Annotated in this window: 18 protein-coding genes and 1 pseudogene; 10 read left to right on the top strand and 9 right to left on the bottom strand. The window is 46.2% G+C overall.

Annotated features, from left to right (window positions below):
- Both QUA34_RS11060 and QUA34_RS11055 read right to left on the bottom strand, forming a co-directional pair.
- Positions 1-350: pseudogene (locus QUA34_RS11060) on the bottom strand (photosystem II q(b) protein); the annotation flags it as partial.
- A 218-nt stretch (positions 351-568) separates the two neighbouring features.
- On the bottom strand, positions 569-2,314 hold the full coding sequence (locus tag QUA34_RS11055; RefSeq protein ID WP_333386485.1) for an alpha/beta hydrolase: 1,746 nt from the start codon (positions 2,312-2,314) through the stop codon (positions 569-571).
- Between the two features lie 286 nt (positions 2,315-2,600).
- Between QUA34_RS11055 and QUA34_RS11050 the strand changes: the two genes are divergently transcribed.
- The 6 genes from QUA34_RS11050 (at position 2,601) to atpC (ending at position 12,049) form a co-directional block, all read left to right on the top strand.
- Positions 2,601-3,581 carry an Npun_R2479 family HD domain-containing metalloprotein gene (locus QUA34_RS11050; RefSeq protein ID WP_333082936.1) on the top strand — a complete coding sequence of 327 codons (981 nt, stop codon included), beginning with the start codon at positions 2,601-2,603 and terminating at the stop codon, positions 3,579-3,581.
- A gap of 400 nt (positions 3,582-3,981) precedes the next feature.
- Entirely contained in the window at positions 3,982-6,132 is a 2,151-nt protein-coding gene (gene ligA, locus QUA34_RS11045) for an NAD-dependent DNA ligase LigA (protein WP_333332044.1), read from the top strand.
- 343 nt (positions 6,133-6,475) lie between these two features.
- A complete protein-coding gene (locus tag QUA34_RS11040) occupies positions 6,476-6,889 on the top strand; it encodes a hypothetical protein (RefSeq protein ID WP_333082927.1) in 414 nt (137 codons plus the stop codon).
- Between the two features lie 2,182 nt (positions 6,890-9,071).
- Positions 9,072-9,872 (top strand): PEP-CTERM sorting domain-containing protein, encoded by an 801-nt coding sequence (locus QUA34_RS11035; protein ID WP_333386477.1) that lies wholly within the window; start codon positions 9,072-9,074, stop codon positions 9,870-9,872.
- 141 nt (positions 9,873-10,013) lie between these two features.
- Positions 10,014-11,471, top strand: coding sequence for a F0F1 ATP synthase subunit beta (gene atpD / locus QUA34_RS11030; RefSeq protein WP_333386475.1), 1,458 nt, complete (start codon positions 10,014-10,016; stop codon positions 11,469-11,471).
- A 170-nt stretch (positions 11,472-11,641) separates the two neighbouring features.
- Positions 11,642-12,049, top strand: coding sequence for an ATP synthase F1 subunit epsilon (gene atpC / locus QUA34_RS11025; RefSeq protein WP_333058306.1), 408 nt, complete (start codon positions 11,642-11,644; stop codon positions 12,047-12,049).
- Between the two features lie 91 nt (positions 12,050-12,140).
- Here atpC and QUA34_RS11020 read toward each other — a convergent pair whose 3' ends face one another.
- On the bottom strand, positions 12,141-12,440 hold the full coding sequence (locus QUA34_RS11020) for a DUF7734 family protein (protein WP_333386472.1): 300 nt from the start codon (positions 12,438-12,440) through the stop codon (positions 12,141-12,143).
- A gap of 278 nt (positions 12,441-12,718) precedes the next feature.
- Here QUA34_RS11020 and QUA34_RS11015 point away from each other — a divergent pair, with 278 nt between their 5' ends.
- The 3 genes from QUA34_RS11015 to QUA34_RS11005 all read left to right on the top strand — a co-directional run bounded on the left by QUA34_RS11015 (position 12,719) and on the right by QUA34_RS11005 (position 16,651).
- Positions 12,719-12,967 (top strand): hypothetical protein, encoded by a 249-nt coding sequence (locus QUA34_RS11015; protein ID WP_333386470.1) that lies wholly within the window; start codon positions 12,719-12,721, stop codon positions 12,965-12,967.
- Positions 12,968-12,986: 19 nt separating this feature from the next.
- Positions 12,987-13,121, top strand: a complete 135-nt coding sequence (locus tag QUA34_RS11010; RefSeq protein WP_333386467.1) for a hypothetical protein — start codon at positions 12,987-12,989, stop codon at positions 13,119-13,121.
- A gap of 134 nt (positions 13,122-13,255) precedes the next feature.
- The gene (locus QUA34_RS11005) at positions 13,256-16,651 is read left to right on the top strand and encodes an ATP-binding protein (RefSeq protein WP_333386464.1); all 3,396 of its coding nucleotides are present in this window, start codon (positions 13,256-13,258) and stop codon (positions 16,649-16,651) included.
- A gap of 48 nt (positions 16,652-16,699) precedes the next feature.
- Here QUA34_RS11005 and QUA34_RS11000 read toward each other — a convergent pair whose 3' ends face one another.
- The 5 genes from QUA34_RS11000 to QUA34_RS10980 form a co-directional block, all read right to left on the bottom strand.
- A complete protein-coding gene (locus QUA34_RS11000; protein ID WP_333082922.1) occupies positions 16,700-16,972 on the bottom strand; it encodes a peptidoglycan-binding domain-containing protein in 273 nt (90 codons plus the stop codon).
- 221 nt (positions 16,973-17,193) lie between these two features.
- Positions 17,194-17,475, bottom strand: a complete 282-nt coding sequence (locus tag QUA34_RS10995; RefSeq protein WP_333332031.1) for a peptidoglycan-binding domain-containing protein — start codon at positions 17,473-17,475, stop codon at positions 17,194-17,196.
- Positions 17,476-17,989: 514 nt separating this feature from the next.
- Positions 17,990-19,444: a hypothetical protein gene (locus QUA34_RS10990; RefSeq protein ID WP_445242812.1), complete on the bottom strand. Its 1,455-nt coding sequence runs from the start codon at positions 19,442-19,444 to the stop codon at positions 17,990-17,992.
- 265 nt (positions 19,445-19,709) lie between these two features.
- The gene (locus tag QUA34_RS10985; protein ID WP_333295715.1) at positions 19,710-20,330 is read right to left on the bottom strand and encodes a DUF3177 family protein; all 621 of its coding nucleotides are present in this window, start codon (positions 20,328-20,330) and stop codon (positions 19,710-19,712) included.
- A gap of 399 nt (positions 20,331-20,729) precedes the next feature.
- Positions 20,730-20,966: a Calvin cycle protein CP12 gene (locus QUA34_RS10980; protein ID WP_190662788.1), complete on the bottom strand. Its 237-nt coding sequence runs from the start codon at positions 20,964-20,966 to the stop codon at positions 20,730-20,732.
- Between the two features lie 743 nt (positions 20,967-21,709).
- Between QUA34_RS10980 and QUA34_RS10975 the strand changes: the two genes are divergently transcribed.
- Complete coding sequence (locus tag QUA34_RS10975; protein ID WP_333386458.1) at positions 21,710-22,963, top strand: FIST N-terminal domain-containing protein; 1,254 nt, start codon at positions 21,710-21,712, stop codon at positions 22,961-22,963.
- Between the two features lie 163 nt (positions 22,964-23,126).
- On the opposite strand, the gene QUA34_RS10970 is transcribed toward QUA34_RS10975, so the two are convergent.
- Positions 23,127-25,172, bottom strand: a complete 2,046-nt coding sequence (locus QUA34_RS10970) for an iron uptake porin (protein ID WP_333386455.1) — start codon at positions 25,170-25,172, stop codon at positions 23,127-23,129.
- Positions 25,173-25,561 lie beyond the last annotated feature (389 nt).

Genomic DNA, 25,561 nt, shown 5'->3' with positions numbered 1-25,561 from the left:
AAAATTACCAATTGGTAAGGGCCGCCGTTGTACAACCACTCATCTAAGGAAGCTGCTTCCCAGATTGGGTAGAAGTGAAGACCAATGGCGTTGGATGAAGGAACAACTGCACCTGTGATGATGTTGTTGCCGTACATCAAGGAACCTGCTACTGGTTCGCGGATGCCGTCGATGTCCACTGGAGGGGCAGCGATGAAGGCGATGATGTAGCAGATGGTGGCGCTGAGCAAGGTGGGAATCATCAAGACTCCGAACCAACCTACATAAATGCGGTTGTCGGTGCTTGTGACCCACTCACAAAAGCGTTCCCAGACGTTGGCGCTTTCGCGCTGCTGTAAGGTTGTTGTCATGGTTTTATGATTGCTGTATTTGGTTGTCAATGTTCGGATGATGTTTCTATTATTAACGGTATTGTTAAGGTTTGTAAAGGGGTTGAGCGACAGTTAAACTGATGACTGTGATTAGGAAAGCTGATGAAAGAAGAGAGAGGGCCGTAGCTTGCCGGGCCCGACGCCATCGCCCCCGCACGAAAATAGATGCCAGCGTGCACACGCGGCGCACCTCAACCCTAACGAACGGGAGCTATGGGAGGTGGAGAAGGTAGAGGAACAGGAGCGAGGACAGGTGGAGAGACTGGCCTGCGAGCAGGTGGAGAAATCCTGAACTGCTGGAGTTGCTGCGGGGTGAGCGATCGCAAAATTCTCAGTCCGAGAGTGTCTCTGGAGATGCTTAAAGCGTAGGATGGCTCCAAATACGGGCGGAAATTGGATTTATTGTTCAAATAGCTTTCCATGAAAGCTAGGCTGAGTCCGCTGAGATAGCGACGGGCTAAAGCTGGTTCGGGCCCGATGACCTCTGGTGGTGGCAGAAAGAGGCTTTGAGGGGAATCCTCGATCGTTGAGAAGTGAGTCCCGTTGATCATCAATACTAGATATTTGTTGAGCGATGTCAGCCATGTGAACGGTTGAATTTGTTCGAGGAAAGCGGGGGCGACGGTATCGGCGCTGCCTGCGATTACCATGACAGGGATTTTGATGTTGCTGAGGTTAGTTTCTCCCAGAATGCTGCTGGCGATCGGGTTGACGGCGATCGCAGCTTTGATGCGCGGATCGCCAAAATTGTACTGGTTGCGCTCTAGGCCGCGGGCGCGGCACTGCAACAGTAGGGAGAGGTTCCAACTATCGTTTTCGAGTCCGCAATCTTTGTCTAACTGTGCAAAATTAATCCCCGCTCCGGCTAATGCTAAAGCCGTATAGCCACCGAAAGACTGGCCGATGACGCCGACTCGCTGCAAGTCGAGCTGCCCTTGGTAGGTCGGGTCGGTTGTAGATAGTTTGGTTAAATAATCGAGCAGGTCTTTGATGTCGAGGGGGCGGTTGACAAATTCTGCTGGTTCTGATACTTGATTGGCTCTGCCTGTTACTAAGTCTTGGATTTGTTGGGCGTTGCTGCCGGGGTGTTCGGGGACGGCGACGGCAAAGCCATAGGAGGCTAAGTGTTTGGCTAAATACTCGAAGGAAAGGCGATCGGAACCTAAACCGTGAGAAATTACTACTACTGGGGCAGGTTGCGGGCTGCCCTGTGGCAGGTAAATGTCCATATCAAACGTGCGAGGGCGATTTGGACTCGTCACAGTTACCGATGATTTTTTCCAAGTATAGGGGCCCGGTAGCTGGGGCTGCTGTATTTGGGCCGGCGGTATGGCGGGTTCAGAGGCTGCTTGTGCTTCGGACAACTGGGCGACTCCGGCGATCGTCTGATTGGAACGGTTGATCAGCGATGTCAGCTCGTTGGCGATACCCAAGCCGCGGGCGATGTCAATCCTGATGCCATAGGTGGGGAATTTCCGCAGCACGTTGAGAATTGTCAGGCCTTCTGGATCGGAGGCTGCTAAAATCAGGGCTGCTCGGATGGCATAAAATCCAGGCTGCCGAGCTTTGGTTTGAATTACTCGGCCTAAGCGTCTCAGCAGCACTTCTCCTTGAGGCGTGTAAAGGAATTGGGCGATCGTCACGTGGCTGATTTCAGCTTTCGCTTGCAGGGCGCTGCGAATCTCAGCTAGCTGAGATTCTTTGATGTACTGAGCGAAGCCGTCCAAGTTTGAGTCGATTTTGCCTTCTTTGGCGAAAAGTGCCAGGGATTCGATCGGAACTGATTCTTCTAGCGGCCCGTAAGTTACGTAAATTCGCTCGGCACCCATTGCCGGTGCGGCGGTGCAAACAGCCGTGAATGCAAACAATCCTAGGTATTTTGGGGCGATCGACCGCCGAGTGCGAAGGGCAGCAGTGGAGAGGCTCGAAAACAGACAGTTCATAACTTTCACACCTAGGACTTCTAATAATTAGTCGGTGAAATGATGTAAATTGTTTCGCCAACATTTAATGCCAAAAAATCGATCTGTTGCTTCGGATGCTTCGGAAATTAGGTTATCTTGGGAAGCATAGCCAAAAAAGCAATTTTCTGACCTGACAAGACTAGCTGAAATTTAAAATTCAACACCGAGGGGTCAAACCTATTGGAATGCCCATTGATTATTTTTTCAGCTATGCAAGATATTTTCGATCAAGTTTGTAACTACAGCCTGAGTGGGAGAATTTATGATGTTCAATGCAACTGCTATCCTGATTGACGCTTTTGTGCAAGAGCTGCAGGCCGGCTACCGTCGCACCTACGGCAAGTACAAGCCTGACTACCCTGAAATTATCGCCTGGGCAGGGACTATGGCTCTGGAAAATATCGCTAACTGCGATGCTCTCTACCACAATGTGGAACACACAATGCTGGTGGCTTTGGTGGGACAAGAGATTCTCCGGGGCAAGCATATTCGCGAAGGCGGAGTGTCGCCGGAAGATTGGCTGCACTACCTAATCTCGCTGCTGTGTCACGATATCGGCTACGTCAAAGGTGTTTGCCGCCAAGACCAAGAAGCTGTGGGACTATATGCTACGGGTATTGACGGGGGCATGGTTTCTGTGCCGATCGGCGCAACTTCAGCCAGTTTAACTCCTTATCATGTCGATCGAGGCAAACTCGTAATTGACGAACGCTTCGGCGGCCACACATTAATTGATGCCGAACAAATCAAGCGCAATATTGAATTGACGCGCTTCCCAGTTCCTGCTAGCGAAACTCATCAAGATCGAAATAATTATTCTGGACTCGCTAGGGCCGCCGATTTGATCGGTCAGTTGAGCGACCCAAATTACCTACGAAAAATAAGTGCTCTGTTCTACGAATTTGAGGAAGTCGGCACTAATAAAATCTTGGGCTACAAGTCTCCGGGAGATTTGCGGCAAAATTACGCCAAGTTTTATTGGAATGGAGTTTTTCCATACATTCCAGCAGCTTTGAACTACTTGGAATTGACCCAGGGAGGCAAACAGATTATTGCCAACCTTTACGCCAACGTATTTCAGGTAGAACACGCTGAACCGCTCGCTTTCACCAAGCCGAACGCTCAAGAATTCACCAAATCTCGCGCCAATAGCAACTTAAACGGCGAAAAAGATGGTGCGAATATTCAACATTCCGTGTCCGGGGAAAACAAGAAATTTACCGAGTTTCCAGACTTAAACTTGTGATTATTTACGCCCAGAATGGGGCATCTATAAAGGCGAGTCAGTGGATTTTAAAATTGATAATTCTGTGTGATATGTTTGGCGCAACGTTCTGCTTTCAATCAGTCGAAGGATTTGAAATTTAATCCATAGATGAATCTGGGATGTTAAACAAGAGCCGAAATTTTTGGCCGACTGGCAACGCCTGTCGGAAATTAAGTAGCCGTTTTTTGGCAGCGTGATAATTAGGATAAGTTTTGATTTTTTAGTTGCTGGAGATTGGTTTTGAGCTCAAATTTAGATTAATTATCTCAAATTTAAAATTGCTCTGGCAGCAGATAGGTTGCTTGCTCCTTTTTTTTGAGCTAAAATAAAGAGTTATCATCAAAAATTTAACATCGAAAATCGAAAACCTTAAATTGATATGGCAGCAGAAATTCAGCAGCAAATTCAACAGTTGAGGCAGCAGCTACAGGAAGCTAGCTATGCTTATTATGTTCTCGATGCGCCGATCATGCCAGATGAAGTGTACGATCGACTTTATCGCCAGTTGCAAGAATTAGAATCAGATTATCCTGAATTAATTACGGCCGAAAGTCCTACTCAGCGGGTGGGAGAACAGCCTGCTACTCAATTTTTTAGCATCAAGCACAATATTCCTCTCTACAGTTTGGAAAATGCTTTTAATTTTGAGGAATTTGCTAAATGGCAGGAACGCTGGCAAAGGGTAGCACCTCCCCTAACCCCCGCTCAAGACGGAAATTCACCCCCCCTAACCCCCCCTTATCAAGGGGGGGGACAAGAGGGAATAACATCTTCCATTAGCAATCAGGAAAACAGGGAAATTACTCCCCCCCTTAGCAAGGGGGGGTTGGGGGGGGTTTCCTATGTTTGCGAGTTAAAAATTGACGGTTCTGCTTTAGCGTTAACCTATGAAAATGGAGTTTTAGTTCGCGGTGCGACGCGGGGAGACGGCATTGCGGGAGAGGAAATTACTCAAAATGTCAAAACTATTCGCTCGATTCCTCTGAAGCTCAATTTAGATAATCCGCCGCCTGTGGTGGAAGTGCGGGGAGAGGCTTTTTTGTCTTTAGCTGTGTTTGAGGAAATTAATCGGGAACGAGAAAAAGCGGGGGAACAATTGTTTGCTAATCCTCGCAATGCTGCGGCGGGTACGCTGCGGCAGTTGGATTCTAAAATTGTGGATAAGCGCAGGTTGGATTTCTTTGCTTATACTCTGCATTTAGATCGGGGTAACGAGGGTAACACGCAGTGGGATTCGTTGGAATTGTTGCGACGAATGGGGTTTAAGGTTAATCCCTATCGCAAAATTTGCTATTCTTTGGATGAGGTTCGGGAGTATTACCAATATTGGGATACTGAACGGCGGAATTTGCCTTACATGACTGATGGGGTTGTTGTTAAGATTAATTCCGTTTGGCTGCAAAAACAATTGGGTTTTACTCAGAGGTTTCCGCGTTGGGCGATCGCCCTGAAGTATCCCGCGGCAGAAGTGCCTACAATAGTAGAAGCTGTCACGGTGCAAGTAGGCAGAACCGGGGCTCTGACTCCTGTAGCGGAACTCAAACCGGTGCAGTTGGCGGGGACGACGGTTTCGCGGGCTTCTCTCCATAATAGCGATCGACTTTCCGACCTAAATCTCCATATTGGCGATACTGTAATTGTCAGAAAAGCTGGGGAAATTATACCAGAAGTTGTGCGCGTTTTGCCAGAACTGCGCCCCCAAAATGCTCAACTTTTCCAAATGCCTAATTGCTGTCCCGAATGCGAACAGCCTGTGGTTCGGGAAAAGGGGGAGGCCGTTACTCGCTGCATCAATACATCTTGTCCAGCAATTTTGAGGGGTTCGCTGATTCATTTTTGCAGCCGGGATGCTCTGGATATTAACGGTGTTGGCGAAAAGTTAGTGCAGCAGATGGTTGATAGCAATCTGGTGCATTCTGCGGCGGATTTGTACGATTTGACAGCGGAAAGATTGATGAGTTTGGAACGGATGGGCAAGAAGTTAGCAGAAAAGTTGGTAAGTGCGATCGCCCAATCGAAAAATCAACCTTATTCGCGCGTACTTTACGGCTTGGGCATCCGCCACGTCGGCAGCGTGAATGCTCAATTGCTAACAGAAAGGTTTGCAAATGTGGAAGAGTTAGCAGGGGTATCGGCGGCATCGATTGAGGGGGTTTACGGCATCGGGCCGGAAATTGCTCAAGCTGTTTATCAGTGGTTTCGAGTGCCGGCTAATCAAAGTTTAATTGCACGGTTGAAAACTGCCGGCTTGCAATTGCAGTCAGAAGTGAAAAATTCCAATTTAGCCAGCACCAATTTACAACTTGCAGGCCAAACTTTTGTGCTGACGGGAACTTTGCCCACTTTGAAACGAGATGAAGCTAAAGATTTGATTCAAAAAGCAGGAGGTAAAGTCACAAGTTCTGTGAGTGCTAAAACTGATTATGTGGTTGTGGGAGAAGATGCGGGTTCTAAGTTGGAAAAGGCTCAATCTTTGGGGGTAAAACTACTTTCGGAATCGGAGTTATTAGAACTGCTATCGAGACCATAAATGATTGGTGAAAGTCAATATATCTCTCTTTTTTCTTTCTCTGCGCCCTCTGCGCCCTCTGCGCCCTCTGCGGTTCGTAAAAAAGCTGATTCACTTGAGCCGTTTTCTGAGAACATCGCCAACCATTCTATTTCCCTAGGTGGAAAATAGCCCCTCGCGAATTGGGCAATACCTCAAAAGGCATAGAAATTGCGCTCGCACTTGGTCAATATACCTACTTCCCCGGCGGTGCTGCCCGCATCGGTTGTCGGTACTGGCTAGTTTTGCTAAAATTTGATAAAGTTTGCAATAGCGATCGCAACTGCCCGCTTAGCCAAATCCCAGCAATCATAGGAGATACATTATGTCTGAAATTCCAGCAGAACAAACACAAACAAACTTGACAACTCCAGAAATAACTACCGAAAGCTCCATTTCTGGAGTGGAAAACGTGAAAAATAGTTTGGGAAACGTCCTAAATAGTTGGAAGTTAAAAGCAGGATTAGCCGTTGCTGTACTTTTGGGAGTTTTGCTATTTGCTTTCTACTGGCAGCATATGATTGCAGTCGTAGGTATGAAGAGTTGGTCGGCGCGATCGGGAGCTAACCCGATCGAATGTATGGTAAGAGATACTAATAATGACGAGTATGTCAGTTGCAGCGCCCTCCTCGATCAGCAGATTGTCCCTCTTGAGTGCAGTTCGAGTTTGTTCAATATCGGCTGTCGAGTCAATTACGGAACTGCGGCACCAAATCCGAGACAAGTCAACCCTAGATAGAGCATCTGCGGGTTAGAGAGAATTGTTCAAGAAACTGATTTGCTACTTAAAATATGGGACTTACAAAAAAAATCTCATCGTGAAAATACTGCAGCAATAAGGATGAGAAAACTCTTGTTTTTCTCGTTGTAAATTAGCAGGTAATGAAAGTTACCTGCTATTGCCATGAGGTAATCTGTGATAGATGATGTGCGCCAGTATATTAATGTGAAGATTTCACATTTAGCATGGGTATCAAAGCATCCTCAGCTACTATAATAGATCAGTGCGCTCGCCCATCATGATTGCTGACTATCTTTAATAACATTTTCTTCTATCATTGAAACCTGAAAATGATCGAGATTAACGGCTACGAGATTCTCACTCAAATCTACGAAAGTATCAACTCCACCGTTTATCGAGGCATCCGCCAACAGGACAACTAGGCCGTCATCCTTAAATTCCTCAAAGAAGACTATCCTACCCCCCTCCGCAGGGTAAACGCATCTTAACTTTAACCCAACATATGTTACAATTAAATCCGACTAAATTTTAATGTAGTTTATTGTAGTTTATTGATGCTATCAATAGCCAGAGGTTTTAGTAAAGCTGTAAAATCCCAACAAAAACAAATAGATTCATTGGCTTACCTGAATATTTTAAATGCCAGTTTTTTAGAACATTTTGCCAAGTTGAAGAGCCCAAGAATAGAAAGAAGTAAATAACATTTGCTCAAAGATATTAGATCGATTGCGATTTTAGCTGTCATCAGCGGTGTCGACGGATGGGCAGGAACATAAGTCTATGGTAATGCCAAATATGAATGGTTGAAAAGCTTTCTAGAATTACCCAATGGTATAATCTCATGACAAGTTTAGTCTCCTTATTTGCCCGAATTGAACCGCCGCAGTTTCAAAAATGTTTTTTGAGTTGGGTAAATGCGATAGTCGGGGAAGTCTAACTAGAAGTGATTGCCATTGATGGCAAAACAATAAAACAATCTTATGACCGTAATGACCAGCAAAAAGTGCTAGATATAGTTACTGCCTAGTCTTCATCTCATCAATTATTTTTAGGCAAAAAAGGGGATAAAATTTTTCATGAGCTAACAGCCAATCTTAAGGTTCTGATTTAATCTGCTCAATTCGGGTGAAAATTAAGAATTTTAAGAAGGTTTTTTTAGTTATTTAGTAATGCAGAAATTCACGCTTTTGTCAAATTAATTGAGATGTGTTGACCCTGATTATATGATAACTTTTCTCAACTCCTTTTGTAAAGCTTGATTGAGATTCTCTTACCCTGAAGATTGTGTTTAAAGTGCGATCGTATTTATTTCTACTATTTTTACTCCTCAAAATTTCTCATGTCAATAGGAGCAGCCTATTTTTGGCGATCGAATAATTAGGACTAAAAAAATGCAAAGTATGTTTTTAATTACTATGCTTTACGTAAAAACAGTTTTTTTACTAGGAATCAGGCGCGGGAAATGAAACTTGGTTTCTTTTTTTGACTTTCACTGCTTCCCTGACCCAATTACCTTAAAAAACCGGGTTAAAGCGTCCGGGACTGTGGGTGAAAATATAGCAGCGAACGCGAGGTTTATGGGTTTAAAAAGCTCGGCATATTAGTCAAAAGTACGTAAGTATCGATGTCTGTTCTCCCGCTTGCTTAGAGTGGCAAAAAACTCGCTCAAATCCCTACTCGCGGTCTCCCCCCGCTTCTTTCTGCATCGGCCGAGCATCTTGCAGCGCGCTTTCAGGAGCAACGAACCGAACAGCAGACTTTCTCTCAAAAACTTTATATTTTATAGATGAACTTTACCAAAACTTCATAAAGCTCGATTAAAATTTTTATGTATTTTTGATGAAAGCCAATATTTGCAAGTCCTGCACTCAACTTTAGACCGTTACCGAAACGAAGTAAATGTAGTAGTTTGGAAGTCTAGGCAGGATGAAAATCTTGCTCTGACAGATTAAACTGTGGCAATCTGGTGTCAGTGAAAACTCTTAGAAGAAGCACTCATTTACTCTAAAACACCCTTAAGTGATATCTGTATGTAGATTCACTGGTGTGGAGCCTCTTCTTTAGGTTTGACGATCGCCCTCAATATAGCAGGCTCGCGATCGTCTATTCGCGTCACGGCAACATGGCATTTAGGGCATTTTCCGCCTTACTACCTAACAATACTGGAGGAATCAGGGTTATGACTACCTTAACGCTAGTCAAAAAAACATCTTTTACAGTCGCCAGCTTGGCAACCACAATGTTGCTCGGCATCTGCTCGCCCGTCCGAGCTTTCATGTTTGGCACTGGCGGCATCCAGTTCGAGCAAGATACAAAGATCAACTTTAGATTCAACAAGTCTGTCAGCCCTTACCAGTCAAGCTTGTGGGTTGCCCAAGCTGAGCCAGAAAACAATGGCTACACCAACATCGCCAGACTGTTTTACGAGACTAAACCTTCAGATAACGGCTCTGCCAACAACTGGGAAGGAACCTTCGGCAACGCAGTCACCTCCGAAAACGGCTCCATCACCCAAACCTTCACATTTTTGCAGGATCAAATTTATGCCCTGCTGCTGTGGAGTGACACGGGGAGCGGCAGGCCTTTCGAGCAATACGTCTCGTCGAGTACCTTCATGAACAGCCCCCAATGGTTTGCCCCCGGCACTCAGTTCCGAAGAGATGAATGTCTGGTGGCGGGATGTCAGCTTGCTGTGTTTGGTGACTTTATGCTCGACTACAACTCCAGCGACTCATTTGCAAACATCAACGGCGGTAAAGGCCCAGAGCAATTTTCATCGCTCACAAAGGAGCAACTGGCTAAGGGCACAACAAGAATCTCCTTCGACGATGCCAAAAAAGGAACCGAGCTTGACTTCAAAGACTTCACCGTGTCGGCTGAGTTAGTCCCCGAACCTGTCCCCGAACCTGTCACAGTGTTCGGGACTATGCTGGGTATCGGGGCTTTGGCTGCGACTCGCAGGAAAAAAAAGCGAGGGTAGGAACCATAAAAATGACTCTTAACGAGCTCCATACAAATCTAAATAGTGCGTCTGTTCAGTGGTAATCTGAGGAATAGCATTTCTAAATGTTAAGACTTTTTCCATAACGGGAAAAATAGCATCCTAACAAAGGCACTATTCATGGTATCCACCGCAACAAAAACGAACGTAGGCTACATCACCCAAATCATTGGGCCGGTTGTAGACGTAAAATTCCCAGGCGGCAAACTGCCCCAAATCTATAACGCTCTCACGATTTCCGGCAAAAACGAAGCAGGTCAAGAGATTGCCGTTACCTGCGAAGTTCAGCAACTGCTCGGAGACAGCCAAGTGCGTGCAGTTTCCATGAGTACCACCGACGGCTTGGTGCGTGGCATGGAAGTAGTAGATACCGGGGCATCGATCCAAGTTCCCGTCGGAATCCCAACTCTCGGCCGGATTTTTAACGTCATCGGCCAACCCGTAGACAACCTCGGCCCGGTCAATACTTCCGAAAGTATGCCCATCCACCGCAACCCGCCGGCTTTCACCGAACTGGAAACCAAGCCTTCGGTGTTTGAAACTGGGATCAAGGTGATTGACCTGCTGGCCCCCTACCGTCGCGGCGGCAAAATCGGTTTGTTCGGCGGCGCAGGCGTCGGCAAAACGGTGATTATGATGGAACTCGTGAACAACATCGCCAAGGCTCACGGCGGCGTGTCCGTGTTCGGTGGTGTAGGCGAGCGCACCCGCGAAGGTAATGACCTCTACAAAGAAATGATCGAGTCGGGGGTTATTAACGAAGAAGACCGCAGCAAATCAAAAATTGCTCTGGTTTACGGTCAAATGAACGAGCCGCCTGGTGCTCGGATGCGCGTGGGCCTGTCGGCTCTGGCGATGGCCGAATACTTCCGTGATGTCAGCAAGCAAGACGTGCTGCTGTTCATTGACAATATCTTCCGGTTCGTGCAAGCGGGCTCTGAGGTATCGGCTCTGTTGGGTCGGATGCCTTCGGCTGTGGGATATCAGCCGACTCTCGGTACAGACATGGGCGACTTGCAAGAACGGATTACTTCGACTACCGAAGGTTCTATTACTTCGGTTCAAGCTGTGTACGTACCTGCGGATGACTTGACTGACCCCGCACCGGCTACGACTTTTGCTCACTTGGACGCTACAACTGTGTTGTCTCGCGGTTTGGCTGCGAAGGGGATTTATCCTGCGGTTGACCCGTTGGATTCTACGTCTACGATGTTGCAAGTTAGCGTTGTCGGCGAAGAACACTATGGTGTTGCTCGTCAGGTGCAGTCTACTCTGCAACGCTATAAGGAATTGCAAGACATTATTGCAATTTTGGGCTTGGACGAGCTGTCGGAAGATGACCGCTTGACAGTTTCTCGCGCTCGCAAAATTGAACGGTTCTTGTCTCAACCGTTCTTTGTGGCTGAAGTGTTCACAGGTTCCCCCGGCAAGTACGTCAAGCTGGCAGACACCATTAAGGGCTTCCAGATGATTTTGGCTGGCGAACTTGATGAATTACCTGAACAAGCTTTCTATTTGGTGGGCGATATCAACGAAGCGATCGCCAAAGCTGAAAAAATGAAAGCTGACGCCAAGTAATTTTAGTCATTAGTCAGTAGTCAGCAGTCATTAGTCATTGGTCATTAGTTGTTAACTATTAACAGTTAACAACTAAGTGACTGATGATGGCCGACGGCTGACTACTGACTAATTACTAATGACTGCTGACTGCTGACTAATGACTAATGACTAATGACTAAGGACAATTTATGACATTAACTGTGCGCGTAGTGGCCCCAGACAAAACTGTTTGGGATTCTAATGCTGAAGAAGTAATTCTGCCGAGCACCACAGGCCAACTGGGTATTTTAAGCGGTCACGCTCCAATGTTGACAGCTTTGGATACCGGAGTGATGCGCGTCCGTCCCGGCAAGGAATGGGTGTCTATTGCTCTGATGGGTGGCTTTGCAGAAATCCAAGAAAACAAAGTTACTATTCTTGTCAACGGCGCTGAAAAAGGCGAAACCATTGATAAAGAAGCTGCTCGTACTGCTTACACCGAAGCAGAAGCTCGTTTGCAAAAGGCTACTACCGGCACTTTGCAAGAGCAAATTCAAGCTAAGCAAGCAATCAAACGCGCGAGAGCTCGTTTCCAAGCTGCCGGCGGCACGCTCTAGCTCTAAGGTTAAGGACATAGTGCTTTTGTAGTAGGGACACAACATTGTTGTGTCCCTACTGTTTTTCTCACGTTGTGTCCCTAATGTTTCGCTAAACTCCCGCCTCGGACAATAGAGATTGCATTGTTTCCCAAGATAACCCCTGCTGAAGATAGCGGGGGTTATTTGGATTGTAGGGACTCTCCACGCGAGCGACACTGACAATTTTTGCTTCCTCGGGCAAAACAGGAACCTCTGGATCGAAAGCGGTCGATCGCGTCAGGGAGCTAGAAAAGCCTTTAAAAATAGCAATTTCATCGAATTCGCCGTTAATTTCGGCCTTAACGATTAAAACTTCGTGCGATCGTTTTACCGTGTATTGTTCCAAGCGACGAGCAATAGAGTCAGCCATAGCAAATCTCACTTTCCTGAAATCTGCTATAATATAGCTTAATTTTGTGGCTAATTTCAGGGACAGCCCGCTAAATTTTTATTTTTAATTCGACCTTTTTTAACCGCAAGAAGTAAGCACACATAATATAAATTTTGTAAAAAACATCTGCAATATTTCCCGTCGGCAAAACCTACTTGTTCAATATTTTACAGCATGTTCCATGTAGATTTAGTACGGAGAAACCGGGTTTCGATCAACAGAATCAGTACCAGATGTGAGAACTGTAAAGAAACCCCGTGAGAGCGCGGTATAATTCATCAACCTGGAATATTCTGTATGATGCAGGAACAGAACAAAGCATTCAACTAAAACAGGCAAATGCTGCTGAATTTCAAAAATGTCTGGAGCTTTATTTCGAGAAAAATTTTACTGAGACGCAAAAAATATTCAATAAGATTTGCGAAAGAAAGCCTCAAGATAAGTTAGCAGCAATTTACTCTCAGCGCTCTCTAAAGAATGGAATGTCTGGAGTGCCTGAAGGATAGTGGGGGATAGAAGCTTCGGATGAAAAGTAGTGATACAGATATATTGTATGTGAACATCGGTTGGGACAGGGAAATGCCTTGTCTGGCGCGGAAAGTAGCACACGGAAATCCCGTGTCTCTACGGTTCGCTTTGACTGTTAATAATTTGCTATAAGATGAAAGATTGTAGAAACGAGATCGGCTCTTCCTTGTGTAAGTTGTGTTTAAGTACAAAATGGTTTATAATACTTACCAGCGGTAAGAACTCGCTCCAAGTATTAACTGGGTTTTTCAACCTAAACTAATGTTATGTCCACTCCTTCTCTCAAGCACTTAGTGGCAAAACTTTCAAGAAAAGCAACGCTGCAAACCGTACTCATAGTTCCGTTTGTCTTGCAAGTATTTGCAGCGGTGGGTATTGTAGGATATTTATCATTTAGGAACTCTCAAAGAGCAGTGAATGACCTGGCGGATCAATTGATGGGGGAGGTGAGCAATCGCATTGAGCAAAATTTGAGAACTTATCTGCAAACCCCGCACCAAATCAATCAAAGCAAGCTGGATGCGGTAAAACTGGGTTTTGTAAACATGAAAGACTTGTCCGCTTGGGAAAATTATCTGTGGCGACAAGTGCAATTATATCCTTATATCAATTTTACGTCGATCGCTAATCAAGATGGAGAATATCGCACTGGCGAAAAGATGTCTAACGGCACTTTATTGATTAACGCATCGGGCCCGTCTACAAATTTTGATTTTTATTCTTACAATACTAATGATACGGGCGATCGCACTACAGTAGCCGCCTCCGTTAAAAACTTCGACATCCGGCAGCACCCTTCCTACGCCTATGCGGCTCTAGAAGCCAAACCAACTTGGAGTTCAGTCTATATATCCTTCCTAGAACCGACCTTGATTCTCAGCGCCCTGCAACCAGTTTACAACAGCCAGAAACAGCTAGAAGGAGTATTAATTGCTGCGTTACGTCTCGACAGTATTGGTCAATTTTTAAACAGCCTCAAAATAGGTAAATCTGGTCAAACATTTATTATCGAAAGAAACGGCACGCTGCTGGCAACTTCCACACACGAAAAACCTTTCCGCAGCCAAAACGGTCAAAAAGAACTGTTTAAAGTTACAGAAAGCAGCGATGCAGTAACGCAAACTACAGCTAAATATTTAGAAACTCACTTTCAAAACTTCCACCAAATTACAAAAGCGCAGCAAATAAATGTTGAGATAAACGACCAGAAGAAATTTTTAAAACTCCTGCCCTTCCAAGACGACAAGGGTTTAGATTTGCTGATTGTAGTCGTCGTTCCAGAAGCCGACTTTATGGAACAAATTCATGCCGGCAACCGAACTACAGTTTTGCTATGCTTGGCAGCTTTGGGCATGGCAACTGTGTTAGGACTTCTCACTTCTCGCTGGATTATCAAACCTCTTATAAAATTAAAAAATGCAGCAATAGCTTTATCTGAAGGACAATTTGACCAAACTGTAAAGCTTGATCGCTCCGACGAGTTGGGCGTACTTGCCGCTGCTTTTAACAGCATGGCAGCACAACTGCAAGCATCTTTTACTGCCTTAGAAACTAAAAATATCGAATTGCAGCGACTCGACAAACTGAAAGACGAATTTTTAGCTAATACTTCCCACGAACTTCGCACTCCCCTCAACGGCATTATTGGGATTGCAGAATCTTTAATAGACGGTGCTACCGGAAAACTGCCAGACTCAACAAATTTTAACTTAGCTTTGATTACATCCTCGGGGAAAAGATTGTCTTCTTTAATTAACGATCTTCTGGATTTTTCTCAGCTCAAACACAAAAAGCTCGAACTGCAAATTAAGTCCATAGGCCTTCGAGAAATCGTCTCTGTAATTCTCACTTTGTCTCAGCCATTAGTAGGCAAAAAAAACTTGCAGTTGATTAACTCAGTCGCTCCTGAATTGCCGCCAATAGCAGCAGACGAGAATCGGTTGCAGCAAATACTTTACAACTTAATCGGCAATGCGATTAAATTTACCGAAAGTGGCAGAGTAGAAATTTCAGCAGAATTGGTAACTGGCAAGGCACAATCACCCCTTAATTCCCAATTAGCAATTACTGTATCCGACACCGGTATTGGCATCCCCGAAGATAAATTAGAGCGAATTTTTGAATCCTTTGAACAAGCTGACGGTTCCACTGCTAGAGAATATGGCGGCACTGGTTTAGGGTTAACGGTTGCCCAACAATTAGTGGAATTGCACGGAGGTAAAATTTGGGTATCTTCAACTGTAGGCGTCGGTTCCCAATTCATATTTACTTTGCCCGTATCTGAGAGTCAACCGGATGTTAGCAGCCGGCAGCCGCTTTTAAGCGAGAATTCTCCCATTTTTATCACTCCTGAATTGGGCCGCAAATCATCTCTAATAAATTCTCCGATCTCAGACAATAGCGACTTGCTAGAAACTGAAAAAATAAAAGTTTTGGTAGTCGATGATGAACCCATTAATATTCAGGTTATCATCAACAGTCTTTCTATAGAAAACTACGAAATAACTCAAGCGGGCAACGGCTTAGAAGCTGTAAATCTGATTGAATCAGGATTTAAGCCGGACTTAATTTTACTCGATGTAATGATGCCGCAGATGACTGGTTATGAAGTGTGTCGAGAAGTCCGCAAAAAATACTCGCCGTTAGAAATGCCGATTCTGATGCTGACGGCCAAAAATCTAACTACCGACTTGGTAGAAGCTTTTAACTTAGAAGCAAATGATTATGTAACTAAACCTTTTATCAAAAAGGAATTGTTGGCAAGGATTAATACGCAAATTCGCCTAGCAAAACTGAATGCAGCCTACGGCAGGTTCGTGCCACACGATTTTCTAAACTTGCTGGAAAAGCCGAGTATTATTGAAGTAAAACTAGGCGAAAATCAGGAAAGAGATATGACAGTGCTGTTTGCTGATATTCGCTCGTTTACGGCGCTTTCAGAACAGATGACGCCACCGGAAAATTTTGCATTTATTAATACTTATTTGGGAAAGGTTAGCCCTGCAATCAGGAAGAACCACGGGTTTATTGATAAATACATTGGTGATGCAGTCATGGCACTGTTTCCTACATCTCCTGATGATGGTGTACGAGCAGCAATTGATATGCAGAAAGAAGTGAATATCTACAACCAGCAGCGAGAAAAAAATGGCTTGTTTTCGATCGCGATCGGCGTCGGTTTACACGCGGGCAACTTGATGTTGGGTACAATTGGGGAGCGAGAACGGATGGAAAGTACGGTGATTGCTGATGCCGTCAATCTCGCGTCTCGTTTGGAAGGATTGACTAAGGTTTACGGATCCGGCATTCTAGTTAGCGGTGCAATTATCGATCGCCTCGACGATCCAGAAAAATATAAGTACAGATTTGTCGATCGAGTAATGGTGAAAGGAAAGACAAATGCTGTGTCGGTGTTTGAAATTTACGATACAGAAACAGAGGAAAGCATTGTACTCAAGCAGCAAACGGCGGAGGTTTTTCAAGAAGCCCTCAATTTTTACTACGAGCAAAAATTTGTTGCCGCCCAAAAAGTATTTCAGAATATTTTACAAATCAATCCGGACGATCGGGTAGCAATGCTGTATTTCAAACGCTCTCGCAAGTATCGAATGTACGGAGCGCCGGAGGGGTGGTCTGGGGTGGAAACTTCGACGGAAAAATAGGGCGCACACTGCACGCCCTACTCTCTTTAACAGATGGTTGCACAAACTTTAAAATATATTTGTACAAACACCCAACTTATTCCATGTTTTAGGGCCGACAATGCCATCAGCAACGATTTGTTGTTTGTTTTGAAAATTGATAACGGCTTGTTGGGTTTTTGGGCCGAATCCTCCATCAGTATTTACAGAAAATCCGCTGGCGTTCAAGAGTCGCTGAAGGTAGCGAACGTCCTCATTTTGGGTGACGCCATCGTTGCGTTTGAGTAGGGGAAAATAACGGCAGGAAGGTAATTCAGTGCGAATTGCGTTTGTGGTTTGCATGGTTTGATTCTCCATTGGTTGTTTGCAAGTTGTTTAAAAGCAGAGAATTGCAGAAAAGATGTTAATTAATAGTCCTGGATGCACTTTTGACGGGCATAAACGAGGTTTCGGCTTCGCTCAACCACCAGGTTTTTTAGCGTTTATGAGGGCGTAAAAGAAGTATTGCTGTGAAAAAACCCAGTTTCTTGCTACCCGTGGGCCTAGGATTAGTTAACTTGGATTTAACATCCGGGTTCACCTGTATAACAAGCGCCTAAGAGACTCCAAGTTTGAGGGCCGACAATGCCATCAACAGCAATCTTATTGTCCTTTTGAAATTTGATGACTGCTTGTTCGGTTTTTGGGCCGAAGAATCCATCAGTTGCGACGGGATATCCCTTTTTAACTAAGGATTGTTGGAGATAGCGCACGTTCTGATTGACAGTGGTACTATTATTTCGTTGCAGTGTGGGCAGTGAAGAGCAAAGAGGCAATTGAGCGTAAATTGAATTTGTGGTTTGCATGGTTTGATTGGGGATTAGTGGTTTGCAAGTCGTTTGAACTTGCTATTCCCCAGTTGTAGCTGTGGGGGGAAGTGCTTTAACAGTCGCTTTTTATAGTGACGCTTATCTGGGGTAGCTCAGATGAGTGACAGGCAGCTATCAAATCCGTTTTGTATAAAATAATTGTCAAAGGCAAACAGCAGCGAATTTCCATTGTTTATCAACTTGTAAAATCTTTGCCACCAGCCCCACACCATAAGTAAGTCGCCGCCAAAAAACGCCCCTATGAAACAAGGGCAAAGTCTCCAAAGGCTCTCTACTGGCTGACTTAAACCTGTTTACATAGTGTTACATTATTCGGTTTAATCCCGCCTACCTACTTACCGGTACGGCTGTTAGTGCCGGGATGGATAGGCTGATTGACGTAGAGAAAGCGAGGCAATCAATCCTGTCACAGTGTAATCGCACCACTGTTGTATAAGCTGAGTAAGGGTCTTTTCTATAGAGAAGGCAAAAATACTGTATTTAAAGCTAGTTAACCATTGGAGCGAAAAGGGCGATCGGGAAAATAGCTCTGGGGTTGGGACTTTAACTTAGAAGTGATATCGTAGAATCGGTAGATAGTAGACTTCCGGCTGTCAAACAACTTGAGAATTGAATCAATAACAATTTCTGTAACTATCGGGTTAAAGCCGGAAATAAAGTCGTCGGCGTTTAGATTTTCTCGAAAAAAGTCCTTAGCTCGATCGCACTGATAGCGCATTTCGTCAAAGCCAACAATTTTTACCACAAACGTTGTCAGGGGCGAACTCTCCAAATCGGTATTAGAAGTGCTTTTAGCCCGCCCATTTTCTAATAAATTCAATACTTCCGCTTCTAAACTAATTTTAGGTTTATAAGGTTTCTCTATTTCGGGAAAAAAGCTTTCCAGCCGCACGCAGTTAGGAGCTTGAGCCGGAATTCCTCCCATCATCATCGCCAGAGAAACCTCAATCCCCAAATCCGAAGAAAGAGCTTCTAGCAGGGCTAGGGCAGACAGTTTGCACCCCAAATAAAGCTTCGCAATTTCGAGATTGTACTTAGCAGTAGTTTCCCAGCGTTGATATGTGCGCTCGTCTGGATATCCCTCAAACTGTCGGAAAATTATTTCTGGCTTGAGATAATTCAGAAAACCTTCCATCTTGAGCAAAGCAACTCGGTAGTCGCGAATCGTGTAAAAACCACAGCAGATGAGATTGTGATTGGTTTCCGGCAGTAAATTCCAGGTATTTGCCAAAAAATGGGCTGAACTATGGTGAGCAAAACTCATAACATCCCGGTTAGAGATTCGCACAGATTTTTTGACCGTTTCCCGCATTTCCTCGTCAGTCAAACTGAGGTTAAATAAGCCATTAATTGCTTGTAAGCGGTTATAGAGGCGCTGGCTTACCGTTACTCCAGAATCGGCGGTGCGAAACGGAATTGTTGCTTCAATGCAGCCTGCAATTTGAAGCAATTGCTCGCGTTTTAGAAATGGTTCTAGAGCTTTTGCTGCTACGACAGCGCTGAGAAATTCGTTTTGTCCGGCGAAAGGATTGAGGATTTCGCCCGGTACAAAATTGAATACCAGCATTACCATCTCGAAGATAGCATCCGCAGGCAGTTCAGATTGATCCCGAATTTGTAGTTGTTTGTTAACCTCTTTTGCAACAGGAGTGATGTAGTAGCTGACGTTAAAGTTAATGCTGCGATCAACTTGCACGTAGACGGTATCGTGAAATAAAGCTGCCAAAACCTCGATCGCGTCTTCCTTTCCCCCCACATCAAAAATATGTTCGGGAGTGTGAAAAAACCGCCAGGGGCCCATCATCGGCTGAACAATCAGTTCGGCAATCCGAGCGAGTTCACTTGGTTCGACTTTTGCTTCGAGGCGATCGATCGCCCAAATCAGCCTTTCTAAGCACTGTAAGTATGCTTGTTTGCTATCCATCACAGTCTTTCCCAATAACATTGCTGTCAGTCGATTTTAGATTTTAGATTTTAGATTTTAGATTTCTTCCACAGATGAATCTGGAAGCTTGAACCTTAGTCTAAAATTTTTATATCTCCACGACATGAGTCGGCGGCTTGTATCCGTTTTTGGGCGGCGTCACGTCAGCTACTCTGCTGTTAGTTCGATTCTTTCGTATATGCGCCCGGTTTTTTTTTTGATTTTTGAGTGTTTTTTTGAAGACTTTAGCTGCTATTTAGGAGGCAAATACGTACTTAAAATTAACTTAATTTCCGGTAGCTGACCTCCCCTGTTTTCCTAGTCTAATAAGCACAAAGTATGACAAGTAAATTACATAGATTCCTAAACCTATCAGACCCAACAATCCAAAAAATTGAGGGCTTGCCGTAGGGTGAAACATTTGTTTATAGAGCCAAGGTGGGTCTAACCAAATGCGGCAAAAAGGTTCATCAATTACCTCAATTTGCGATTTAAAAGCACAGCTTAAGAAGGGAAGTTGAGCAAGAGCGCCCAAACCGCTGTAAACAGTAATCGCCCACCGCCAAGCTGTAAAAGCTAATTTCAGGGGCGACTGCGGTCGATCGGCAATTTCTTCGTTTAAATCCTCCCAAAACCACAGACTAGCAGGAATTAAGGCCCTCCCAATCACCGACGATACAAAGCTCACAGGCAGCGCAGCCATCATCAGGTAAAGTGTAATTGCCAGCAAACTCGCCACCCGCCAATAAATAATCGACAAACGGACGATCGCATCAGCTTTTGCCACAACAGCCCAAATCAGCACTACCAGCGGGATCGAAATTGTTAATAACACAGACAACCGGTAATCCATCCAGACTAGCGGTTGAAACCAAGGCCCGGTGGCTGCCAATAAAAGACTCAACATCTTTGGGAAAATATACTCACTTATTTGTCACAAATTTTACTACAAAAATGCTAAAAAATCAGCAACCCGAACACGGTCTTAATGTTTTAGTTACTGCTACCTTTTCTAAGGTACTTGGCGCGCTTTGAAGGCTACTTGAGACACGATAGACGGCAATACGCTTGAGTTAAAACTGTTTATTCTTGAGATATCTCCTTCCCATCCTCGCCCCTTTGGGGGACGCAAGAGTAAATGCTTGTCACCCTTGGGGGGCGAGGGGGAAGCTGGCGGATTTGAACCGTATTGGGATAGAGAGCAAATCTCGCCATTATTTCAAGGCTCAACCCCTAAAATAAAATTCTCCCGCGCCAAAAGTTAGATTTCGGCGCGGGAGGGAAGGCATAGAGCTAAATGGCTCGTTTATTCCTCGTAGATGCGGCACTCAGCAGCGTCAGGATTGTCGTCGCAAAATTTTTCAAAGGAATTCTTAGGTTTGACTTGCTTTTGGTGGGAAGCTTCTGCTTGCAGTTCTTCAACTGCGTCCCACGCCGCCGCGCATTCCCCGGAAGTTGCGCCCTTGAGGTCACAGACGGTACGAGCGCTTTCTAGTTCTTCTTCAATTTTCTCTTGGATGTTGCCTGCGGGTGTTGTTGTCATAAAAATTGTTGGTAGGAAAGTGTAGGAGAATATGGTTGTCCCCGACCTATTTCTAGGTAATGTTAGCACGCGCCTTTGTTTAGTGAGCTTGTTCGGCTAACGGCACGTCCTTAACCCAAATAAAGATGTTTAACCGTTAACGACTGAGCAAGGGACTAGCTAAGCAGCCACTTGGTGTCATAACTCAAAAAACCTAGACTTCTAAAGTATACGGCGGGTCAACAGTGGTTTAAGTCTTAGGCTCGAAGCGAGCGTGTCTTTAGACCTGGGTAGTTGACCTTATTAAGTAAGAAAGGTTTTCTTTTTGGATGTTAGTTTGGGTGGGATTTGCTGTTTCGGTCTGGCGACCCCAGCTAATAATAGCTTGAGATGCGCTGCGGTTGCAGCAGCCCAGAGACAAACCATCCATAACTGCGATCGCAGCAGCCGTCTCTACTTCCTGCTTTTCTCTACCCCGTGGGCGGGGGAAGAGTCCCCAGGCATCAATGTAGGTCGAGCTGACCTTACTTTTGATGAAAACATTACACGAGGTTGGTGTGTCAAACTGTATTGAGCTTTATCTTTTAAGATTTAGCTGAATACGGCATTTTACACTAAACAGATTAATGGGACACTCATGTTAACTTATGTTAACACAAGAACGGCAATCGATGGGGAATCGATCGCCCAAGAATAGCGTCCCCCCAGTGGCCAGTTCCAGTTAGCCTAATGTATAGAGATAGTTTTATAGAGAAGTTTGTCTTATGTACACTCAAAACCAAATGCAATGGGTCAGCGCTTTATCAACCCGTCCCTCTTTGGAATCCGCCCTCAAAGAAGTTATAGAACAAGCCGATCGCGACCTAGAAGGCCCGGCTGATTTAGCGCTGATATTTATTTCGTCTGCCTTTGCCAGCGAGTATTCTCGGTTGATGCCTTTACTCCGAGAAATGCTGCCAGTGCCCGCGATCCTGGGATGTGGCGGGGGAGGAGTCATCGGCACGAACCGGGGCGGCCTCACCGAAGAAGTCGAGGGAGCTCCCGCAGTCAGCCTGAGTCTAGCGCGCTTGCCGGGAGTGAATGTCAGAACTTTTCACGTCGGTGCAGAAGAACTGCCGGACTTAGATAGTCCCCCGGATACTTGGGTGGATCTCTTGGGCGTGCCGGCCCAGGAAGAACCGCAGTTCATCATCTTGGCTGACCCCTTTTCCGCAAAAATTAACGATTTGCTCCAAGGGCTAGATTATGCCTATCCGGGCGCGGCGAAGGTAGGGGGACTAGCCGGGGGGGACGGTGCGGGCAGGGGCGCGGCGCTGTTTTGCGACTATCAGCTTCACCGAGAAGGGACGGTTGGGGTAGCTTTGAGCGGCAATATAGTTTTGGAAACGATCGTCGCTCAAGGCTGCAGGCCGATCGGGCATCCTTATCGGGTGACGGAAGGAGATCGCAATATTTTGCTGAAACTCGAAGAACAAACCGACGATACCGGCAGCGGGGGCATCGAGCGATCGCCCTTAGAGGCCTTGCGAGAGTTAGTTCAAACTTTGAGCGAAGAAGACCGAGAATTAGCTCAGCACTCGTTATTTGTAGGCTTAGTTAGCGATGAATTCAAGCTGAAATTAGAGCCAGGAGATTTTTTAATCCGCAATCTGTTGGGAGTCGATCCGAAAGTGGGAGCAATTGCGATCGGCGATCGAGTCCGTCCCGGACAGCGCATCCAATTTCACCTGCGGGACGCGCGCACCTCCGCAGAAGACCTAGAAATGCTGCTCGATCGCTATCAGCGGGCCGCCGAGTACAGTGGTACATCCAGCGCCGGCGCCTTGATGTTCTCTTGTCTGGGGCGCGGTGAAGGGCTTTACGGCGAATCAAACTTTGACTCCCGACTGTTCGGCCGATACCTCAAAAACATCCCCCTGAGCGGCTTTTTCTGCAACGGCGAAATCGGCCCCGTCGGCGGTAGCACATTTCTGCACGGCTACACCTCCGTATTCGGGATTTGCCGCCAAAATTCATAATTTGTGAACTGTTGACTGATGACTGATGACTGTTGACTGTTGACTGATGACTGTTGAAAATCTAAAATCTAAAATCTAAAATCTAAAATCGATCGACTGATGACCAATAAATAAAAGCGGCAGTCGCCTGCCGCTTTTAGCTGTAACTAGATGTCTGGAAACCTTAGAAACTAAAGGTAGTACGGAGGAGTCCGACCCAGATATCCTCGTTGTTGTTGTTGTGTTCGGGATTCAGAATCACGTACACGCCCGGTGTCACCGAAATAAAGTCATTGACTTGGAAGCGATAGAAACCTTCTAAGTGATAAGAGGTGTCGCGGTTTCTGGCGACATCGCTCTCGGTAACTTTTGGCGGTACACCGAAGACGAAGCCGAGGAGGTTGCCTTGCCGGCCAAAATCTGCCAGGGCCAAAGTGATAGCACCATTCTGGATCGTCGCGTCATTGTTGCCGCCCCGCAGTTGCTCAGCCTTCGTATAACCGTACCAGCCGCCAATCTGAAAGCGACTGCTGGGTTTGAAGTTAACTTGCACGCCATAGTTATCTGCTTGAGTGGGTGCTTGACCGAAGGGCCGGTTAGCCAAAGAACTGCCGGTGCCACCCATGATGCCAACATCGCCTGCGCGATTGTATTTGTGGGTGTAAGTCAGGCTCAAATCAAACGGTCTGCTAAAAAAGCCGATCTGACCCAAAGCGCTGAAAGAACCGTCGAAAACGCCCCTGCCGTTTGCGGGGTCGGGAGCATCGCCGTCGGAGGCGAGATAGCCCGCAGTAGCTCGGAAGTTGCCGAAGTTGTAACTCATACTTGCGCCTGCTCCCTGCGGACCGCGGTGTACGGCCGGGTTGCGAACTCCAAATCTGGATAGAGTGCCATTACCCGTAGAGTCCCTAAAGGTACTAGTAGCAGCCACGTCTCCAATTTCATTTAGGTCAAGTCCTTTAGGACCGACCAAGAATGTAGCGTTACCTAGCGGGAACTGATACCACACTTCATCTAATGTGAAATTGTTGTTCTCAGCCCCATCCTGGGCTACGCGAGTCATGTTAGTACCCGTAAATGTTGAATAGTTAGGGACGTTACCCGCTTGCAAGCGGGTTCTGAGCAAGTCTCGACCGGTGAAGCTTGTCAATAAGTTCAAGCGCACCCGGTAGCTGAAGTCGGTGACTGTTTTGTCGTCGTGAAGGCCGACACCATCTCCGAAGGTGTCGGTGACGGCAAAAACGGCTTCTCCAGCCAATTTGGTGGTGGTCGAGAACTGGTTGGCTTCGAGTTCTGCGGTGCGGGCTTCTAGGCCGTCTACTCGTGCGCGGAGGGTAGCTAGTTCGGCTGCAAATTCTTCTTGCAGGCGTTGCAGGATGGCTAAGTCGTCTCGGGTAACCAAGTTACCTGTTGACCCAATTAGTTTGGTTATGCTGTCTAAGCAAGCGTTGACGCCTGCTGCAAATTCGTAGCGAGTCAGGGCGCGGTTGCCGCGGTAGGTGCCGTCGGGATAACCTACGATACAACTGTAGCGTTCGACTAGGGATTGCAGGGCTTGGAATGCCCAATCTGTCGGGCGCACGTCGGAGAGCTGAGTGACTGATGTCACCTGGGACATGGTTCCCGACGGTTGAGCCGGCAGCGCTTGGGGAGCGACAGGGACGATGGGGCCGCCCATTCCGGCGGCTGGTGTCTGAGCAATTTCTACCTTAGTAGCTGGGGTGCTGGCGACTGCTGGCACTTCAATTTTCCCAGCTACTTCTGTCTGGCTGCTTTGCACTGCCAAGTCTGATGCTTGGGGCGAGGGTTCGGCTGTGCCTGCTGCTGCTAGGGGTTCAGTCGCTGCTGCGCTGGCCGGAGCGATTGGGGCTGCTAACCCGATGTCGCTCCCTGTTGTTTGCAGTGTTGTTTGCAGTGCTGCTGCGCTGGTTTCTGGTTCGATTGAGGCGATTTTTTCAGCGTCTGCTTCGTTAACGACCGGGGTTTGGGCCGCTTCGACGCTGCTGTTTAAAGCCAGGTTTTCTGGGGCAGCAGGGGCTGCTGCAACTGGTTCTGCAACTATTTCTCCAACTATTTCTGCAATTTTTGACTCAGATGACTGAGCTTTAGCTAGTTGGTTGGCTTCAGGGGTTGCGGTCGCTTCTGCGGCGATCGCAGTGGCACTCATGACTGATGATAGCCCCAGAATTGCCGGGGATACTAGCAGTAAATTCCAAAAAGTTCTGTTCATTTTCCTCACACCTTCACACTCTATTCAACTCGACGAGCAGCAATTCCCAACTGCTGATTTTTGTGGTTGCTTGCCTGTTGACAATAACTGCCAAAATAGAACCTATCCATAACTGTTGATTCACTGTTGATTCACAGTAGGCGTGTCTACTTCTGCTTGAACGTAGGGGGCCCACCCCTTATACCGCCCCGGCATCAATTCAGGTCAAGCCCACATTACCTTACGGCTGATTATACCATCACCTGCTAATTTCATCTCTCGATCGCCCGACTTGCTTGAGTTGCTCTACGGGCGATCGACAACTGGTTCTACGGGTTCGACCACAATCTCCCTCTAACTGACAACTGCCCAGAGTCCTCGGTTACGCCAGACTTAACAGACAGTTATAG

This window comes from Microcoleus sp. POL10_C6 (genome assembly GCF_036701585.1).
Taxonomy (GTDB): Bacteria; Cyanobacteriota; Cyanobacteriia; order Cyanobacteriales; family Microcoleaceae; genus Microcoleus.
Note: the sequence above shows the minus strand (reverse complement) of the source record. Positions and strands in the feature narration are given on the sequence as shown.

Excerpts from the sequence above, each read along its gene's own strand:
- atpD (WP_333386475.1), top strand. The coding sequence starts at position 10,014 with ATGGTATCCACCGCAACAAAAACGAACGTAGGCTACATCACCCAAATC.
- QUA34_RS11010 (WP_333386467.1), top strand. The coding sequence starts at position 12,987 with ATGAAAAGTAGTGATACAGATATATTGTATGTGAACATCGGTTGGGAC.
- QUA34_RS11020 (WP_333386472.1), bottom strand. The coding sequence starts at position 12,440 with ATGGCTGACTCTATTGCTCGTCGCTTGGAACAATACACGGTAAAACGA.
- QUA34_RS10995 (WP_333332031.1), bottom strand. The coding sequence starts at position 17,475 with ATGCAAACCACAAATTCAATTTACGCTCAATTGCCTCTTTGCTCTTCA.
- QUA34_RS10980 (WP_190662788.1), bottom strand. The coding sequence starts at position 20,966 with ATGACAACAACACCCGCAGGCAACATCCAAGAGAAAATTGAAGAAGAA.
- atpC (WP_333058306.1), top strand. The coding sequence starts at position 11,642 with ATGACATTAACTGTGCGCGTAGTGGCCCCAGACAAAACTGTTTGGGAT.
- QUA34_RS10970 (WP_333386455.1), bottom strand. The coding sequence starts at position 25,172 with ATGAACAGAACTTTTTGGAATTTACTGCTAGTATCCCCGGCAATTCTG.
- QUA34_RS11040 (WP_333082927.1), top strand. The coding sequence starts at position 6,476 with ATGTCTGAAATTCCAGCAGAACAAACACAAACAAACTTGACAACTCCA.
- QUA34_RS10985 (WP_333295715.1), bottom strand. The coding sequence starts at position 20,330 with ATGTTGAGTCTTTTATTGGCAGCCACCGGGCCTTGGTTTCAACCGCTA.
- QUA34_RS11050 (WP_333082936.1), top strand. The coding sequence starts at position 2,601 with ATGTTCAATGCAACTGCTATCCTGATTGACGCTTTTGTGCAAGAGCTG.
- QUA34_RS10975 (WP_333386458.1), top strand. The coding sequence starts at position 21,710 with ATGTACACTCAAAACCAAATGCAATGGGTCAGCGCTTTATCAACCCGT.
- QUA34_RS10990 (WP_445242812.1), bottom strand. The coding sequence starts at position 19,444 with ATGTTATTGGGAAAGACTGTGATGGATAGCAAACAAGCATACTTACAG.
- ligA (WP_333332044.1), top strand. The coding sequence starts at position 3,982 with ATGGCAGCAGAAATTCAGCAGCAAATTCAACAGTTGAGGCAGCAGCTA.
- QUA34_RS11005 (WP_333386464.1), top strand. The coding sequence starts at position 13,256 with ATGTCCACTCCTTCTCTCAAGCACTTAGTGGCAAAACTTTCAAGAAAA.
- QUA34_RS11000 (WP_333082922.1), bottom strand. The coding sequence starts at position 16,972 with ATGCAAACCACAAACGCAATTCGCACTGAATTACCTTCCTGCCGTTAT.
- QUA34_RS11035 (WP_333386477.1), top strand. The coding sequence starts at position 9,072 with ATGACTACCTTAACGCTAGTCAAAAAAACATCTTTTACAGTCGCCAGC.
- QUA34_RS11055 (WP_333386485.1), bottom strand. The coding sequence starts at position 2,314 with ATGAACTGTCTGTTTTCGAGCCTCTCCACTGCTGCCCTTCGCACTCGG.